Here is a 16,253-nt window from a genome sequence, read left to right on the forward strand (position 1 = left end):
GGTTTCCCCCGACTGGTCGGTAACTACACCGCGGTGTCCTGAATCAGACATATTTTCTCGCCGAATCGGCCATTTCGGTGCTATTTGTCGTAACTGTGTGGACATGCAACGACTCCAGTGGGCGGGGTTCCGAAGGTACGGGGCCCGGTGCCGCTCAGGCACCCCTCGTGTTCGGATCGCAACGCGTCGGTGTCCGTTCCGGGGCGAACGGGGTGCCGGCGAGCGATCGTCGGCCGCCGTGTCGGACGGCCCGCGTCACGGGCGGTTGATCATGATTCGTGATGTTTGGCGTAGCGTGTCGTTTTCCGCTTCTCTGGACCTCAAATCTTGGACATCAGCGAACGATTCTGCTTTCAATGTGCTTGAACGTCTCGACTGTTCGGCTGTATCTAGCGGAACCGTCCAGTCGTGCGGAGAATCGAGGGCAGGAACGTGACCACCCCGAGCCCGGTGGCGTGCCACCGCGCGCCCAAAGGCCATGTTGGGAGCCGCTCGCCATGCCACCCCGAGAGTCGACGGGCCAGGACTCCATCACAGTGGAACACCTGTCACCCGAACTCACCCGCGGTCTCTATCGCGACATGCGCACCGCGAGAGACCTGGACACCGAGGCCATCGCCCTGCAACGCCAGGGCGTCTTCCCCGCCTATGTCTCCGTCCGAGGACAGGAGGCCGCACAGGTCGGCGGGGCCACCGCGCTCGATCCCACCCGCGACTTCGTCTTCCCCACCTACCGAGAGATGGCCGCCGCCCTCGCCTACGGAGTCGAGATGGTCGGCTACATGGCCACCCACCGAGCCCTGTGGCACGGCGGCCTATACGACGTCATGGACTCCCGATTCGGCGCCGTCAACGCGGTCGTGGGCGGACCGGTGCCGCACGCCGTCGGCTGGGCGGTCGGCGAAAGACTCCGAGGTGGCGAGGGCGTTGCCATGGCTTACTTCGGCGACGGCGCCAGCTCCGAAGGCGACGTCCACGAGGCCATGAACTTCGCGGGGGTCTTCACGGCGCCCGTCATCTTCTTCTGCCAGAACAACCAGTGGGCGCTGTCGGTGCCCAACCACCGCCAGGTCGCCGGTGGTTCCATCGCGGCGCGCGCCCAGGGCTACGGCATCGAGGGCGTCCTGGTGGACGGCAACGACGTCGGCGCGGTCTACACCGCGACCGCCAAGGCCGTCCAGCGGGCCAGGGAGGGCGGCGGCCCCACCGTCATCGAGGCCCTCACCTACCGGGTCGAACCGCACTCCACCTCCGACGACCCCGGCCGCTACCGGGACGAGGGGGAGGCCGCCCGCTGGCGCGAACGCGATCCCCTCACACTGCTGCGCGCCGCGTTGGTCGAGGCCGGTCACGCCGACGAGGCCGACCTGGACCGGATCGACGCCGAGTCCGCCGAACGGGCCGAGGAGATCCGCGACGGTGTCGCCGAGGCCCCCGAGCCCCACGGCTCCGAACTGTTCACCCACGTGTTCCGGGAGACCACGGAGGAACTCACCCGGCAGCACCGAACCTGGCAGGAAGAGGTCGAGCTGTGACCGAGCTGATCGAGCGCGCCGCCGCCCCGGATCCGCGGGGCGAGGCGGTCGAACTGTCCATGCAGCAGGCCATCAACCGGGCCCTGCGCGTCCTGCTCGCCGAGGACCCGAAGGTGCTCGTCTTCGGTGAGGACGTCGGCGCCCTGGGCGGTGTCTTCCGCGTCACCGACGGGCTTCAGAAGGAGTTCGGGGAGCAGCGTGTCTTCGACACCCCCTTGGCCGAGTCCGCCATCATGGGCATGGCGGTCGGCCTGGCCATGAACGGACTGCGGCCCGTCCCCGAGCTCCAGTTCGACGGTTTCGCCTACCCCGCCATCGACCAGATCGTGAACCAGGTGGCGCGCATGAACTACCGCACCCGCGGCGCCACGCCCATGCCGATCACCCTGCGGCTGCCCTCCTTCGGTGGCATCCAGGCCCCCGAACACCACGGGGAGAGCCTGGAGGCGCTCTTCGCGCACACCCCCGGCCTGAAGGTCGTGGCCCCCTCCGACCCGGGCGAGGCCTACAGCCTGCTGTTGCAGTCGGTGCGCTCCGACGACCCGGTCGTGTACATGGAACCCAAGGCCCGCTACTGGGACCGCCGACCGGTCCGGCTCAGCGAGCCCACCGACCCCATCGGAACCAGTCGGATCGTCCGCCCGGGCCGACACGCCACCCTCGTCGCCTGGGGCGCCATGGTGCACAAGTGCGTGCGGGTGGCCGAACTGGCGGCCGAGGACGGTGTGGAGTTGGAGGTCCTGGACCTTCGCTGGCTCAAGCCCATCGACGCCGCCGGGCTCGTGGCCTCGGTCTCGCGCACCAAGCGCGCCGTGGTCGTCCACGAGGCACCGCTCACCGCGGGGCTCGGAGCGGAGGTCGCCACCCTGATCACCGACGGCTGCTTCCGCGAACTGGCCGCCCCGGTCCAGCGGGTCACCGGCTTCGACGTCCCCTACCCGGCCGGCCCCCTGGAGTCCCAGTACCTGCCGACGATCGACCGCGTCCTGCTCGCGGTCCAGCGAACCCTGGAGTACTAGCCCACATGGCACAAGAGAACATCACCTTCACCCTTCCCGACCTCGGGGAGGGACTGGTCGAGGCGACCGTACTGGAGTGGCAGGTGGCGGTCGGCGACGTGATCGGCCGCAACGACCCGCTGGTCGAGGTGGAGACCACCAAGTCCGCCGTGGTGATCCCCTCGCCCAAGGCCGGACGCGTGGTGGAGCTGCACGCGGAGGAGGAAGGGATCGTTCCCGTCGGCGACCCACTGGTGACCTTCGCGGTGGAGGTGGAGGAGGCACCGCGGGCCGGCATCGTCGGCAAGGTGCCCACCGAGGAGGCGGCACCGCGACGAAGGGTCCGCCTCAAGCCCCCGACGGACTGACCGACCCATCGGTCCCAAGCCCCATCCTCATCGGAGACCCGTTCGGATGTCGACACGAGTGAGAGCCCTTGTCTCGACCATTCACTCAGAGGAACATCTGAATGGGTCTCCGTTCTCTTTGGTGAAATACCCGAACCGGGAAAGGTGCGGAACGATTCATGACAGCGAATCTCGTCGGAGACGTGACAATAAGCTATGCGGATTTGTCGCCGCAGGCACCGAGTGACTCCGTTCCGGTGCTTCTGTTGCACGGTTTCGGAAGCTCCTTCGACATGAATTGGCGGGCCACCGGTTGGCTCCGAACACTGGAGACCGAGGGGCGCCGGGTGATCGGCCCGGACCTGCGCGGCCACGGGGGCAGTGACAAACCCACCGAAAGCGGGCTTTATCTGCCCGAACACTTCGTCGCCGACCTTCTGCGGCTCCTCGACGAGCTCGGCCTGCCGAGCGTCGACGTGGTCGGCTACTCCATGGGGTCCAGGCTTGCCTGGGCGCTCGCGCTCACCGCCCCCGAGCGCGTACGCCGCCTGGTGTTGGGCGGGTTCGGCCCGGTCGACGCGCTGGCCGGCCTGGGCGAGGGCGAACCCGGAACGGGGGACGCCCCCTTCGATCACGTCTTCCGCGCGGTCGGCGGGCTACCCGGCAACGACCCCGAAGCGCTCGCCGCCTGTGCGCGGGGTCAGGCCGCCGATCCCTTCACCGTCGAACCCCGCCCCGAGGGCGTGCCGATCCTGCTGGTGGCCGGGGTCAAGGACACGGTGGCCGAGGGTGTCACCGACCTGGCCGCCTCCTGCGAGGGCGTCTTCGTGGAGATCCCCGGGCGCGACCACGCCAACGCGGTCTCCTCCCGGGTGTTCAAGCAGGCCGCGGTGGACTTCCTCGCCGGCTGAGCGGTCGGGCCCGATATATTGGGTCAGGCCGGTCTAGACCGGCCGGCTTCCACGTGGGTGTGTGACCAAAGGTGAGGGGTGCGGTACAACCGGTCGTAATCTCGTGTTCTGCCAGGGAAGAGGGGGGTCGAAAACCGAGAAAGGCCGAACGGGCGGCCCCTCCCGGAGCGCCCTCGGCAACTTTCGAGTAAGGCCCCGTGTCACTTGGCTCTCGCCTTCATAACAACTCCGACCCTGGGTTAGGTGTACTTTCCGCAACGGGATATCGTCCGGCTGCAGAACTCAGGCCGGTCCCGCGCGGAATGCGGCACCGCTGAGAGGGCGAAGGGGAGAGTTACCCAAGTGAAGCGTAGTAACGCAGCCAAGTTCGCCGCGGTCGCCGCGGCGGGCATGCTGGCACTCACCGCGTGCGACAGCGCGGTCGAAGACGGCGACAACGGCGGTGCCGAAGGCGGAGACGAGACCTCCGAAGTACGCGTGGGCCTGGCCTACGACGTCGGTGGTCGCGGCGACCGTTCCTTCAATGACTCCGCGTTCCGAGGCCTGGAGCAGGCGGCCGAGGAGCTGGGTGTGGAGACCCAGGACTTCGAGCCGTCCGACGGCGAGCCGGACTCCGCCAAGGAGGAGCGTCTGGCCACCATGGCCGATGAGGGCTATGACGTCGTCATCGCGGTCGGGTTCGCCTATGACGCCGCCATCCAGGCGGTCGCGCCCGAGTACCCGGAGGTCCACTTCGCGATCGTGGACTCCGAGATCGATGGGATCGACAACGTCACCAGCCTGGTCTTCGCCGAGGAGCAGGCCTCCTTCCTGGCCGGCGCCGCCGCGGCGTTGACCACCGAGGAGGACCACGTCGGTTTCGTCGGCGGTGTCGAGACCCCGCTGATCCACAAGTTCGAGGCGGGCTTCAGCGCGGGCGTCGAGCACGTGAACGAGGACGTCAACGTCGAGATCGACTACCTGAGCCAGCCGCCGGACATGAGCGGCTTCAGCGACCCGGCCCGTGGCCGTGAGGTCGCCCAGGCCCAGTACGACCGTGGCGCGGACGTCATCTACCACGCCGCCGGCGCCTCCGGCAACGGTGTCCTGGAGTCGGCCGTGGACAACGACTTCACCTTCATCGGTGTCGACAGCGACCAGTACGAGAACGCCGACGACGAGCAGAAGCCGCACGTGCTGACCTCCGCCATCAAGCAGGTCGACCTCTCGGTGTTCGAGCTCATCAAGGCCGCCACCGAGGACAGCGTCGAGGGCGGTATCCAGCGCTTCGACCTCAGTGAGGGCGGTGTGGACTACACCACCACCAACGAAGAGGCGATCGCTCCGCTGCAGGAGGAGCTCGACGAGCTCAAGGAGCAGATCATCGCCGGTGACATCGAGGTTCCCACCGAGCCCTGATGGGCACGGAACCCACCACTGAGCGGGCACCGGGCCCGCGCCGTGATCCACACCGGTCACGAGGAACGGAGCCGGAGGGGGCGCAGACCCCCTTCGGCTCCGCCCGGTAGCCGCACCGCGACGAAGGTGTCCGGACGTGGCCGTACCCCGGCCCGCCCGCGCCCCGCCGCAAGTTCCCCAAGAGGAGTCTGATGAGCAGCACGCCATCGGGCGGCGGGTCGAATGGACCCGCCGCCGTTGAGCTGCGCGGGATCACCAAGCGTTTTCCCGGCGTCGTGGCCAACCACGACATCGACATCACCGTGGCTCCCGGTACCGTGCACGCCATCGTCGGCGAGAACGGGGCGGGTAAGTCCACGTTGATGAAGACCCTGTACGGCATGCACAAGCCGGACGAGGGCACCATCCACGTCAAGGGTCGAGAGGTGCGGTTCCACTCGCCCTCCGACGCGATCAAGAACGGCATCGGCATGGTGCACCAGCACTTCATGCTCGCCGACAACCTGACCGTCCTGGAGAACGTGGTCCTGGGCGCCGAACGCCGTCATGGCATCGGCAACAAGGCCCGTGAACAGATCCGTGCCCTGTCCGGCCAGTACGGTCTCGGGGTCGAACCCGACCGCCTGATGGAGGACCTGGGCGTCGGCGACCGCCAGCGCGTGGAGATCCTCAAGGTCCTCTACCGAGGCGCCGAGACCATCATCCTGGACGAGCCCACCGCGGTCCTGGTCCCGCAGGAGGTCGACGAACTCTTCGACAACCTGCGCGAACTCAAGCGCGAGGGCCTGACCGTCATCTTCATCTCGCACAAGCTCGACGAGGTCCTGTCGGTCGCCGACGAGATCACCGTCATCCGACGCGGCACCACCGTCGCCACCGCGGACCCGCGCACCACCACCGCGCGGGAACTGGCCACACTGATGGTCGGTGGCGAACTGCCCGTCCCCGAGTTGCGCGAGTCCACCGTCACCGATCACGTGGTCCTGTCCCTGGACGGGATCACCGTGACCTCCGCCGACGGCCGCAAGGTCGTGGACGACGTCTCCGTGGACATCCACAAGGGTGAGATCGTCGGCATCGCGGGCGTCGAGGGCAACGGCCAGTCGGAGCTCATCGAGGCCATCATGGGCATGCGTCGGGTCTCCTCCGGCCACATCCGCCTGGAGGAGGACGACGTCACCTCGTGGTCCACGCTGCGCATCCGTGAGGCGGGCGTCGGCTACATCCCCGAGGACCGACACCGCCACGGTGTGCTGTTGGAGTCCCCGCTGTGGGAGAACCGCGTCCTCGGTCACCAGACCCGCGAACCCAGCGTCCGCGGACCCTGGATCAACAGGGCCGGTGCCAGGCAGGACTCCGAGCGCATCGTCGCCGAGTACGACGTGCGCACCCCCGGCATCGACGTCATCGCGGACGCGCTCTCCGGCGGTAACCAGCAGAAGTTCATCATCGGTCGGGAGATGAGCGGGGAACCGCGCTTCCTGGTCGCCGCGCACCCCACCCGGGGCGTGGACGTGGGCGCCCAGTCCGCGATCTGGGAGCAGCTGCGCGAGGCCCGGGCCGACGGCCTGGCCGTGCTGCTGATCTCGGCGGACCTGGACGAGCTGATCGGCATGTCCGACACGCTGCACGTCATCCTGCGGGGCCGTCTGGTGGCCGAGGCCGACCCGACCGACGTCACCCCCGAACAGCTCGGCTCCGCCATGACCGGCGCCGGCCTGCCGGGCGACCGGGAAAGCGATTCCGGTGCGGGCGACCGTACCGGCGAAGAAGAGAACGAGGGCGGCGCATGAGTAAGCTTCCCCGCCCCGACATGACCATGTCCGGGCCCGTGGCCGCCGCGATCGCGGTCGTCCTGGGCGCCGGGGTCACCGCGGGGCTCGACCTGGCGCTGCTGTGGTGGGTGGCGATCATCATCGGCGTGGTGGTGGCCTTCGGCTTCGTGGCCTGGTCCGCCCCACTGGTTTCCAACGCGCGAGACGCCGGATCCGGCGGCGCAGAGGAGGAGGGGACCGCCCTCCACAAGACCCTGGTGGTGCCCACGGCGCTGCTCTTGGCCGTGGTGTCGGGCCTGCTGTCCGCCTGGCTGCTGGACCTGCAACTCCAGGAGTGGGCCGCGGCCCTGATCGGTGCCGCCATCGGCGCGGCGCTGGCGTTCCTGCTGTTCCACCGCCTGTCCACCATGTTGGCGCTGTCCTTCGCCGCGGTGTTCGCCGCGGGGATCCTCGCCATCGCGGTGACCGCGGCGGTGCTGTACTTCAGCGGCATCACGCCGCTGGCCACCTTCGAGCGGATGCTGGAGTACGGCACCAGGCCCAACAGCATGGTGCAGATCATCAACGACGGTGTCACCTACTACCTGGCCGCCGTGGCCGTGGCGATCGGCTTCAAGATGAAGCTGTTCAACATCGGCGTCGACGGTCAGTACCGACTGGCGGCGCTGCTGGCGGCCGCGGTCGGCGGTTACCTGGTCCTGCCGCCGGTGATCAGCCAGTTCGTCGTCATCGTCACCGCGGTCGCGGTCGGTGGCGTGTGGGCGGGCATCGCCGGTTACCTCAAGGTCGCCCGTGGCGTGTCCGAGGTGATCTCCACGATCATGCTCAACTCGATCGCCACCGGCATCACCGCCTACCTCTTGACCGAGGGGCGTCTCGCGGTCGAGATCAGCACCAACAACATCGGTACCCCGCCCATCCCCGAGTCCGGTTGGGTCCCCGGTATCCCGGCGACCTTCCTCGGTTCGGAGCGGGAGATCTTCGGTCTGATCTTCCTCGCCGTCGCGGTCGGCATCGGTTACTGGATCATGCTCAACCGCACCCGGTTCGGCTTCGAGCTGCGGGCCACCGGCCAGTCCAAGACGGCGGCCGAGGCCAGTGGTGTCGACGTCAAGAAGATGGTCTTCCTGTCCATGCTCTTCTCCGGCATGGTCGCGGGACTGGTGGGCCTGCCGCAGCTGCTCGGCAGCTCCCACTACTACGCCCTGGACTTCCCGACCGGGATCGGCTTCATCGGCATCGCCATCGCGCTGCTGGGCCGCAACCACCCGGTGGGCATCGTCTTCGCCTCCCTGTTCTGGGCCTTCCTGAACCAGGCGGCGGGCATCCTGCCCTTCGACGGCATCCCCCAGGAGATCGCGGTCATCGCGCAGGCCACTATCGTCCTCACGGTCGTCGTGGTCTACGAGGTGGTCCACCGCTGGGGCCGTCGCTACGAGCAACAGCAGATCGGCAGGCAGCTCGGTCAGACGATCGAGACCACACCGGAGCCCGCGGCCGTGTCCCACGGCCCGGAGAACGGTTCCGACGAGGGTGACGACAGCGTCCCCGGCCGCTCCAAGGAAGACGGCACCGACGACAAGAGCGGTGGGGAGGCACAGTGAGCCAGGAACTCAACGTGATGGAGTCGGTGACCAAGCGCCGGCCCAAGGGGTGGGCGCGCTGGCGCGTCCTCACCCTGCTGATGGCGGTCTTCGTGTCCCTGGCGGGCCTGCGGGTCATCACCGGCCAGGACATGCTGACCGACGCGGGCACCGTCCGCACCACGCTGACCTTCGCGGTCCCGATCGGTCTGGCCGCCCTCGGTGGTCTGTGGGCCGAACGCGCGGGCATCATCAACATCGGTCTCGAAGGCATGATGATCTTCGGGACCTGGTTCGGGGCCTACTTCGCGTGGAGCTTCGACAACCCGTGGATCGGCCTGCTCGCGGGGACCATGGGCGGCATGCTCGGTGGTCTGATGCACGCGGTGGCCACGGTGACCTTCGCCGTGGACCACATCGTGTCCGGTGTGGCCATCAACATCCTGGCCCTGGGCGCCATGCGCTACATGTCGATCCTGATCTACTCCGACATCCCCGGCGCGGGCGCGGCCCAGTCCCCGGTGGCGCCGTCGTTCCCCACCCTGAACGTTCCGTGGCTGCCCGAGGCCCTCGCCCCCGTCGCCCAGAGTGGGATCTTCCTGGTCAGCGACCTGGCGTCGCTGGTCATCGGGCTCACCACCCGCATGTCCGCGCTCACCCTCATCGCCATCCTGCTGATCCCGATCACCTACCTGGTGCTGTGGAAGACCACCTTCGGTCTGCGGTTGCGGTCGGTGGGCGAGAACCCCGACGCCGCGGAGTCCCTCGGCGTGCCGGTGTACACCCTCAAGTACATCGCCGTGGTCGTCTCCGGTGGCCTGGCCGGTATGGGCGGGGTGTTCCTGGCGATCGTCGCCTCGCAGATCTACCAGGAGGGGCAGACCGGCGGCCGCGGCTACATCGGTCTGGCCGCGATGATCTTCGGTAACTGGCGTCCGGGTGGTCTGGCCATGGGCGCGGGCCTGTTCGGCTACACCGACGCCCTCCAGGTGCGCGGCGGCGGCGCGGCCATCCACGCCCTGTTGCTGCTCCTGGCCGTGGTGCTGCTGGTGGTGGCCGTCTGGCAGGTGCGCAAGGACCGCAAGGGCATCGCCATCGCCGGTTTCCTCACCGCGGTCGTGCTGCTGCTGTGGTACTTCAGCACCGACTCGCTGCCGCGCGAGCTGGCCACCTACAGCCCGCACATCGCCACCCTGTTGGTGTTGTCCCTGGCCTCGCAACGGCTGCGGGCACCCGCCGGGGTGGGCAAGCAATGGAGGGCGAGCCGATCATGAGCGGATCCGAGACGAGCGTGGACTGGGCGGCGCTGAGAGAGATCGCCCGGGAGGCCATGACGCGCGCCTACGCGCCCTACTCGAAGTACCCGGTGGGCGCGGCCGCGCTGGTCGACGACGGCCGGGTCGTGAGCGGCTGCAACGTGGAGAACGCCTCCTACGGCGTGGGCCTGTGCGCCGAATGCGGGCTCGTCAGCGCCCTGCACGCCGGCGGGGGAGGCCGGCTGGTCGCCTTCGCGTGCGTGGACGGACAGGGCGAGGCCCTGATGCCGTGCGGGCGCTGCCGCCAGTTGCTGTACGAACACGGCGGTCCCGAGATGCTCCTGGACACCCCCGAGGGGATCCTCCCCATGGAGCGGGTGCTGCCCCAGGCGTTCGGACCGCACAACCTCACCTGATCAGTCGATCGCAAGGCGTCTCCCCGGCCCCGCCCCGCGTGGCCGGGGAGACGTCATTGGAAGGGACATGACATGGACGTCATCGAGATCATCCGGGCCAAGCGCGACGGGGTGGAGCTCACCCCCGAACAGATCGACTGGGTGATCGCGGCCTACACCCGTGGCGAGATCGCCGAGGAACAGATGTCGGCGCTTGCCATGGCGATCTTCCTCAAGGGGATGAACCGCGCCGAGGTGGCGCGCTGGACCGAGGCCATGTTGGGCTCGGGGGAACGCCTGGACTTCTCCGACCTGGCCCGACCCACCACCGACAAGCACTCCACCGGTGGGGTGGGCGACAAGATCACCCTGCCGCTGACCCCGACCGTGGCGGCCTGTGGGGCGGCCGTGCCTCAGCTCTCCGGACGTGGGCTCGGCCACACCGGCGGCACCCTCGACAAGCTGGAGTCGATCTCGGGGTGGAAGGCGTCGCTGTCCACCGAGGAGATGCGGCGGGTCATCGTCGACACCGGCGGGGTGATCTGCGCGGCCGGTGCCGGACTGGCGCCCGCCGACCGCAAGCTCTACGCCCTGCGCGACGTCACCGGCACCGTCGAGTCCATCCCGCTCATCTCCGCCTCCATCATGAGCAAGAAGCTGGCGGAGGGCACCGGCTCGCTGGTGCTCGACGTCAAGGTGGGATCGGGCGCGTTCATGAAGGACCTGACCGCCGCCACCGAGCTGGCCCGCACCATGGTGGACATCGGTAACGACCACGGGGTGCGTACCGTGGCGCTGCTGACCGACATGGAGAGCCCGCTGGGCCGCCAGGTCGGTAACGCCCTGGAGGTGGCCGAGGCGGTGGAGGTGCTCTCCGGTGGCGGACCGGCCGACGTGGTGGAGCTGACCGTGGCCCTGGCCCGGGAGATGCTCGCCGCCGCGGGGCTCACCCCTGGCGAGAACGGGATCAAGGACCCGGCCGAGGCCCTGCGCGACGGCAGCGCCCTGGAGTCCTGGAAGGACCTGATCCGGGCCCAGGGCGGCGACCCGGACGCGCCCTTGCCCGAGGCCGCGGAGAGCCGCGTGATGCTCGCCCCGGCCACGGGCACGGTCACCCGCCTGGACGCCTACCAGGTCGGCCTGGCCGCCTGGCGACTGGGCGCGGGGCGGGCGCGCAAGGAGGACGCGGTGTCCTTCGGCGCCGGAGTGACCCTGCACGCCAAGCCGGGCGAGGAAGTCGTCGCGGGCGAACCGCTGTTCACCCTGCACACCGACGAGGCCGAGCGCTTCGAGTGGGCCGCCCAGGCGCTGGAGGGCGCCTGCGACATCGGTGGCGCCGACGAGTGGACCCCGAGGCCGCTGGTCATCGACCGCGCGGCCTGAGTCCGGAGCCCGGCCGGGGCCCATGGCGGGCCCCGGCGGATCGGGTGGTCAATCCATGATCGGCGGCATCATCTGCTGCTCGGCCGCCTCGGGGACCATGTAGAAGGCCACCGCCGCGATGATCACGAACAGCAGTCCCACGATCACGGTGGCGGTCGCGCCCCACTTGGCCCACGGGCGGGTTCCCGGGTTGACCAGCGCCAGCGACAGGCCCGCGAAGAGCACCGCGAGCAGTGCCACCGCGCCGCCCATCATCAGCTGGAGCTCGATGTGGCCGATCTGCTCGGGCGCTATGGGTTGGCCGCTCACCAGGATCATGCTGGTGAGCATCTCCAGGAGCTGCCCGGACATGATGGTCACGCCGAGCAGGACCAGGCCGATGATGCCGAAGGTCTCCGCCGAGAAGGCGCCCCCGGGACGCGGATCGGACGTCGCCGCGACGCCGTGCTCCGCGTCGTCGACGTTCGGGTCCCCTTCCTGCTCGGGGTCGTGTCCCTCGACCGTCTCGTAGGGCGTTTCCTCGTCCGTCGCGGTCGTGGCCCCGGCCGGTTCGAAGTTCGGCCGGGCGGACTCGTCCGTCTCGGTCGTGGTGTTCTCGGATGCTGTGTTGTCTTCCGGTGCGGTACTCACGCGGCCAACGTACCCGTGGGTGCGTATAAGCAGTGCCTAAGAATCGCCTGGTGGGCGTAGGGATCCGGGCCGGAGGGGCCTCCGGCCCGGGGATGGAGGGGTCAGGGGGAGAGCAGGACGTAGGAGGTCACGGTCAGCAGGACCAGCAGCAGACCGACGATGACCGTGGCCGCGGCCAGGTGGCGTGCCCACGGGCGGGTGGTGGGCGCGGCGCGCAGCAATGCCACGGCGGCGCTCACCACGGCCAGGGCGGAGAACAGGCCGGCGCCGGTCAGCTGCCCCTGGACCGCCGCGCTCAGGGTGCCCTGCGCACCGGTCAGGGTGTGCTGGTTGAAGATCGCCACCAGCTCGGTGGACAAGAGGGTGGTGGCCAGTAGCAGGAGCCCGGCCACGCTGAAGGTCTCGGGTCCGAACAGGCCGGCCGGTCGGGGTTCGGGGACACCGGCGACGAAGGCTTCGCCCGCGCCGTCCTCGGCGGCTTCGGAGGTGGGGGTGGTGTCCTTGGTGTCTTCTGAGGAGGTGCTCACCCGCGTCAAAATACCGGCCCCATGTCCCGGAAGACGCCCTCCGTAACGGGATGATCGCGTCCGGTTCCGGCCATTTCATCGGATAGGGGTTCTGAACCGGGCGAATCAGAAACAAGCACAGATGCTTGTTTTTTCCTGTGTCCGGTGTCACCCTCGTTTCCATGACCGCTACAGCAGCCCCCTCCCTGCGGGTCGGCAACGCCTCCGGGTTCTACGGAGACCGCCTCGGCGCGGTGCGCGAGATGCTCACCGAAGGCACGGTGGACGTCCTCACCGGTGACTACCTGGCCGAACTCACCATGGCCATCCTCGGCCGCGACCAACTGACCGACCCCGCCCGGGGCTACGCCAGGACCTTCCTCGAACAGATGAAGGAGTGCCTGGGGCTGATCATGGAGCGCCGGGTCCGGGTCGTCACCAACGCCGGAGGACTCAACCCCCGAGGTTTGGCCGACAAGCTCACCGAACTCGCCGACGGACTGGGCTTCGAGCCCCGGATCGCCTGCGTCACCGGCGATGACGTCCTGCATCGTGCCGAGGAATTCGAGTTCGGGCACCCGCTCACCGCCAACGCCTACCTCGGCGCGTTCGGCATCGCCCGCTGCCTGGACCTGGGCGCCGACATCGTCGTCACCGGGCGGGTCACCGACGCGTCCCTCGTGGTGGGCCCGGCCGTCTCGCACTTCGGTTGGACCCGTGAGGACCTCGACGCCCTGGCCGGCGCGACCGTGGCCGGACACGTCATCGAGTGCGGCACCCAGGCCACCGGCGGCAACTACGCGCTGATCGACGAGCTCGCCGGCCGCGACCTGGACCACCCCGGCTTCCCCATCGCCGAGATCGCCGCCGACGGCGGCAGCGTCATCACCAAGCACGAGGGTTCGGGTGGCGCGGTCACGGTGGGCACCGTCACCGCCCAACTGGTCTACGAGATCGACGGCGCCCGCTACGCCGGGCCCGACGTCACCACTCGACTCGACACCGTCCGCCTCACCCAGGAAGGACCCGACCGGGTGCGGATCGACGGGGTGGTGGGGGAGGACCCGCCGCCCGACGTCAAGGTCGGCCTGACCCGGCTCACGGGCTTTTGCAACGAGGTCGAGTTCCTCATCACCGGACTGGACGCCCGGGCCAAGGCCGCGCGGGCCGAGCGGCAGATGCGCGCCGCCCTCGAACACCGTCCGCCCGCGGAGCTGCGCTTCGAGTTCACCCCCGCCGTCGACCCCCACGGCCGCACCCAGGACGACGCGACCGCACGCCTGAAGGTCGTGGTCCGTGACGGTGATCCGGCCGTCATCGGACGCCGTTTCGGCGCCGCCGCCGTCGAACTCGCCCTCGGCAGCTACGCCGGGTTCCACATCACCGCGCCACCGCGTGACGCGCGCCCCGACGGGGTCACCGCCACGCACGCCCTCGTCCCCGCCACGGAGATCGAGCACACCGTGATCACCCCCGACGGTGATCGGGAATCGGTCGCGCCGCCCGAACGCACCCGCGGGCTCGCCCCCGTACCGGAACCGGACCCGCCCGCGCCGCCGCCCGAGGGCCCCACCCGCACCGTCCCCCTCGGCCTGGTGTTGGGCGCCCGCAGCGGCGACAAGGGCGCCCACGCCAACCTGGGCGTGTGGGCCACCACCGAGGAGGGCTGGCGCTGGCTCGCCCACACCCTCACCGTGGACGTCCTGCGCGAGCTGCTGCCCGAGATCGCGGAGCTGACCGTCACCCGCCACCCGTTGCCGAACCTGCGCGCCGTCGACTTCTGGATCGAGGGGATCCTCGCCCCCGGCACCGCCCGCCGCGAGGGCCTGGACCCCCAGGCCAAGGGGCTCGGCGAATGGCTGCGCGCGCGCCGCCTCCCCGTTCCGGTGGCCCTGCTGGAACACCTCCCGACCTCGAAGACCGAGGAGAACCCGTGAGCGTCCTGACCTCCAGACTCGACATCCGTGGCCCGGCCTACGCTGAGGCGCGGGAGGAGATGCTCGGCAGGCTCGCCGAGATCGACGCCGAACACGCCAAGGCCCTGGCCGGCGGTGGTGAGAGCTACGTCGAACGCCATCGTTCCCGAGGTGGTCTGCTCGCCCGCGAACGCGTCGAACTCCTCCTCGACGAGGGCAGCCCCTTCCTTGAGCTGTCCACCCTCGCCGCCTGGGGCAGCGACTTCCAGGTGGGAGCGAGCGTCGTCACCGGCGTCGGCGTGGTCTCCGGGGTCGAGTGCGTGATCGTCGCCAACGACCCCACCGTGCGGGGCGGCGCCACCAACCCCTGGTCCCTCAAGAAGTCCGTGCGCGCCGGGGAGATCGCCGAACGCAACCGGATGCCGATGATCAGCCTGGTGGAGTCGGGCGGTGCCGACCTGCCCACCCAGAAGGAGATCTTCATCCCCGGCGGCGGCACCTTCCGCCACCTCACACGCCTGTCGAGGGCCGGTATCCCCACCATCGCCCTGGTGTTCGGCAACTCCACCGCCGGCGGCGCCTACGTCCCCGGGATGAGCGACCACGTGGTCATGGTGCGCGACCGGGCCAAGGTGTTCCTGGGCGGGCCGCCGCTGGTCAAGGCCGCCACCGGTGAGGAGAGCGACGACGAGTCCCTGGGCGGGGCACGCATGCACGCCGAGGTGTCCGGGCTCGCCGACCACCTGGCCGAGGACGAACACGACGCCATCCGGATCGGGCGGCGCATCGTCGCCCGGCTCGACCACACCAAGGCCGGCCCCGCCCCGAGTGCCACCGCACCCGAACCCCTCCACCCGGCCGAGGAACTCCTGGGCGTCATGCCGCCCGACCTCAAGGTCCCCGTCGACCCCCGCGAGGTCATCGCCCGCGTCGTCGACGGCTCCGAGTTCGACGAGTTCAAGCCCTCCTACGGCGCCGGGCTGGTCACCGGTTGGGCACGCCTGCACGGCTACCCCGTGGGCGTCCTGGCCAACGAGAACGGCGTGCTGTTCAGCGAGGAGTCACAGAAGGCCGCCCAGTTCATCCAGCTGGCCAACCGCTCCGACACCCCGCTGATCTTCCTGCACAACACCACCGGCTACATGGTCGGCGCCGAGTACGAGCAGGGCGGCATCATCAAGCACGGATCGATGATGATCAACGCCGTCTCCAACAGCACCGTCCCGCACTTCTCGGTGCTCATCGGCGCCTCCTTCGGGGCCGGGCACTACGGGATGTGCGGTCGCGCCTACGACCCGCGCTTCCTCTTCGCCTGGCCCAGCGCCCGCTCGGCGGTGATGGGCCCCGGACAGCTCGCCGAGGTCATCTCCATCGTCTCTCGGGCCTCGGCCGCCAAGAAGGGGCTGCCCTACGACGAGGAACAGGACCGCGCCATGCGGGAGATGGTCGAGAACCAGATCGAGGCCGAGTCCCTGCCGATGTTCCTGTCCGGCCGGGTCTACGACGACGGGGTCATCGACCCCCGCGACACCCGCACGGTCCTGGGACTGTGCCTGTCCTTCGCGCACAACGCGCCCGTCGCCGGCACCGACGCCTTCGGCGTCTTCCGCATGTAGAGGA

The 16,253-nt window shown here is 69.4% G+C and carries 14 protein-coding genes; 12 read left to right on the forward strand and 2 right to left on the reverse strand.

All coding sequences use genetic code 11. The features are described 5' to 3' along the window. Window positions 1-497 precede the first annotated feature (497 nt). The 10 genes from ABZ717_RS16615 (at window position 498) to ABZ717_RS16660 (ending at window position 11,581) form a co-directional block, all read left to right on the forward strand. A complete protein-coding gene (locus ABZ717_RS16615; RefSeq protein WP_358510842.1) occupies window positions 498-1,535 on the forward strand; it encodes a thiamine pyrophosphate-dependent enzyme in 1,038 nt (345 codons plus the stop codon). After that, a complete protein-coding gene (locus ABZ717_RS16620; RefSeq protein ID WP_358510845.1) occupies window positions 1,532-2,554 on the forward strand; it encodes an alpha-ketoacid dehydrogenase subunit beta in 1,023 nt (340 codons plus the stop codon). Before ABZ717_RS16615 ends, ABZ717_RS16620 begins: the two co-directional genes overlap by 4 nt. 5 nt (window positions 2,555-2,559) lie before the next feature. Further along, entirely contained in the window at window positions 2,560-2,901 is a 342-nt protein-coding gene (locus tag ABZ717_RS16625; RefSeq protein ID WP_358510848.1) for a biotin/lipoyl-containing protein, read from the forward strand. Window positions 2,902-3,059: 158 nt separating this feature from the next. Then, window positions 3,060-3,791 carry an alpha/beta fold hydrolase gene (locus ABZ717_RS16630; protein ID WP_358510851.1) on the forward strand — a complete coding sequence of 244 codons (732 nt, stop codon included), beginning with the start codon at window positions 3,060-3,062 and terminating at the stop codon, window positions 3,789-3,791. Between the two features lie 342 nt (window positions 3,792-4,133). Continuing rightward, entirely contained in the window at window positions 4,134-5,189 is a 1,056-nt protein-coding gene (locus tag ABZ717_RS16635) for a BMP family ABC transporter substrate-binding protein (RefSeq protein WP_358510853.1), read from the forward strand. A gap of 191 nt (window positions 5,190-5,380) precedes the next feature. Then, window positions 5,381-6,982 carry an ABC transporter ATP-binding protein gene (locus tag ABZ717_RS16640; RefSeq protein ID WP_358510856.1) on the forward strand — a complete coding sequence of 534 codons (1,602 nt, stop codon included), beginning with the start codon at window positions 5,381-5,383 and terminating at the stop codon, window positions 6,980-6,982. Next, complete coding sequence (locus ABZ717_RS16645) at window positions 6,979-8,568, forward strand: ABC transporter permease (RefSeq protein WP_358510859.1); 1,590 nt, start codon at window positions 6,979-6,981, stop codon at window positions 8,566-8,568. Before ABZ717_RS16640 ends, ABZ717_RS16645 begins: the two co-directional genes overlap by 4 nt. Further along, a complete protein-coding gene (locus ABZ717_RS16650) occupies window positions 8,565-9,821 on the forward strand; it encodes an ABC transporter permease (RefSeq protein ID WP_358510861.1) in 1,257 nt (418 codons plus the stop codon). The genes ABZ717_RS16645 and ABZ717_RS16650 overlap by 4 nt, the downstream gene beginning before the upstream one ends. Continuing rightward, window positions 9,800-10,219 carry a cytidine deaminase gene (locus tag ABZ717_RS16655; protein WP_358510864.1) on the forward strand — a complete coding sequence of 140 codons (420 nt, stop codon included), beginning with the start codon at window positions 9,800-9,802 and terminating at the stop codon, window positions 10,217-10,219. Before ABZ717_RS16650 ends, ABZ717_RS16655 begins: the two co-directional genes overlap by 22 nt. 72 nt (window positions 10,220-10,291) lie before the next feature. After that, window positions 10,292-11,581 carry a thymidine phosphorylase gene (locus ABZ717_RS16660; RefSeq protein WP_358510867.1) on the forward strand — a complete coding sequence of 430 codons (1,290 nt, stop codon included), beginning with the start codon at window positions 10,292-10,294 and terminating at the stop codon, window positions 11,579-11,581. A 48-nt stretch (window positions 11,582-11,629) separates the two neighbouring features. Here the strand turns inward: ABZ717_RS16660 and ABZ717_RS16665 are convergent, their stop codons facing one another. After that, the gene (locus ABZ717_RS16665) at window positions 11,630-12,211 is read right to left on the reverse strand and encodes a hypothetical protein (protein ID WP_358510870.1); all 582 of its coding nucleotides are present in this window, start codon (window positions 12,209-12,211) and stop codon (window positions 11,630-11,632) included. A gap of 101 nt (window positions 12,212-12,312) precedes the next feature. Continuing rightward, entirely contained in the window at window positions 12,313-12,738 is a 426-nt protein-coding gene (locus tag ABZ717_RS16670) for a hypothetical protein (protein WP_358510873.1), read from the reverse strand. 161 nt (window positions 12,739-12,899) lie between these two features. On the opposite strand from ABZ717_RS16670, the gene ABZ717_RS16675 reads away from it, so the two are divergent. After that, window positions 12,900-14,654 (forward strand): acyclic terpene utilization AtuA family protein, encoded by a 1,755-nt coding sequence (locus tag ABZ717_RS16675; RefSeq protein ID WP_358510876.1) that lies wholly within the window; start codon window positions 12,900-12,902, stop codon window positions 14,652-14,654. Continuing rightward, window positions 14,651-16,249 carry a carboxyl transferase domain-containing protein gene (locus tag ABZ717_RS16680; RefSeq protein ID WP_358510879.1) on the forward strand — a complete coding sequence of 533 codons (1,599 nt, stop codon included), beginning with the start codon at window positions 14,651-14,653 and terminating at the stop codon, window positions 16,247-16,249. The genes ABZ717_RS16675 and ABZ717_RS16680 overlap by 4 nt, the downstream gene beginning before the upstream one ends. The last annotated feature ends 4 nt before the right edge of the window (window positions 16,250-16,253 follow it).

It is taken from the genome of Nocardiopsis sp. NPDC006832 (assembly GCF_040635885.1).
Classification (GTDB): domain Bacteria; phylum Actinomycetota; class Actinomycetes; order Streptosporangiales; family Streptosporangiaceae; genus Nocardiopsis.

What these genes read in the sequence shown, in the direction of transcription:
- ABZ717_RS16615 (WP_358510842.1), top strand. Translation starts at nt 498, where the DNA reads ATGCCACCCCGAGAGTCGACGGGCCAGGACTCCATCACAGTGGAACAC.
- ABZ717_RS16675 (WP_358510876.1), top strand. Translation starts at nt 12,900, where the DNA reads ATGACCGCTACAGCAGCCCCCTCCCTGCGGGTCGGCAACGCCTCCGGG.
- ABZ717_RS16625 (WP_358510848.1), top strand. Translation starts at nt 2,560, where the DNA reads ATGGCACAAGAGAACATCACCTTCACCCTTCCCGACCTCGGGGAGGGA.
- ABZ717_RS16630 (WP_358510851.1), top strand. Translation starts at nt 3,060, where the DNA reads ATGACAGCGAATCTCGTCGGAGACGTGACAATAAGCTATGCGGATTTG.
- ABZ717_RS16640 (WP_358510856.1), top strand. Translation starts at nt 5,381, where the DNA reads ATGAGCAGCACGCCATCGGGCGGCGGGTCGAATGGACCCGCCGCCGTT.
- ABZ717_RS16645 (WP_358510859.1), top strand. Translation starts at nt 6,979, where the DNA reads ATGAGTAAGCTTCCCCGCCCCGACATGACCATGTCCGGGCCCGTGGCC.
- ABZ717_RS16655 (WP_358510864.1), top strand. Translation starts at nt 9,800, where the DNA reads ATGGAGGGCGAGCCGATCATGAGCGGATCCGAGACGAGCGTGGACTGG.
- ABZ717_RS16660 (WP_358510867.1), top strand. Translation starts at nt 10,292, where the DNA reads ATGGACGTCATCGAGATCATCCGGGCCAAGCGCGACGGGGTGGAGCTC.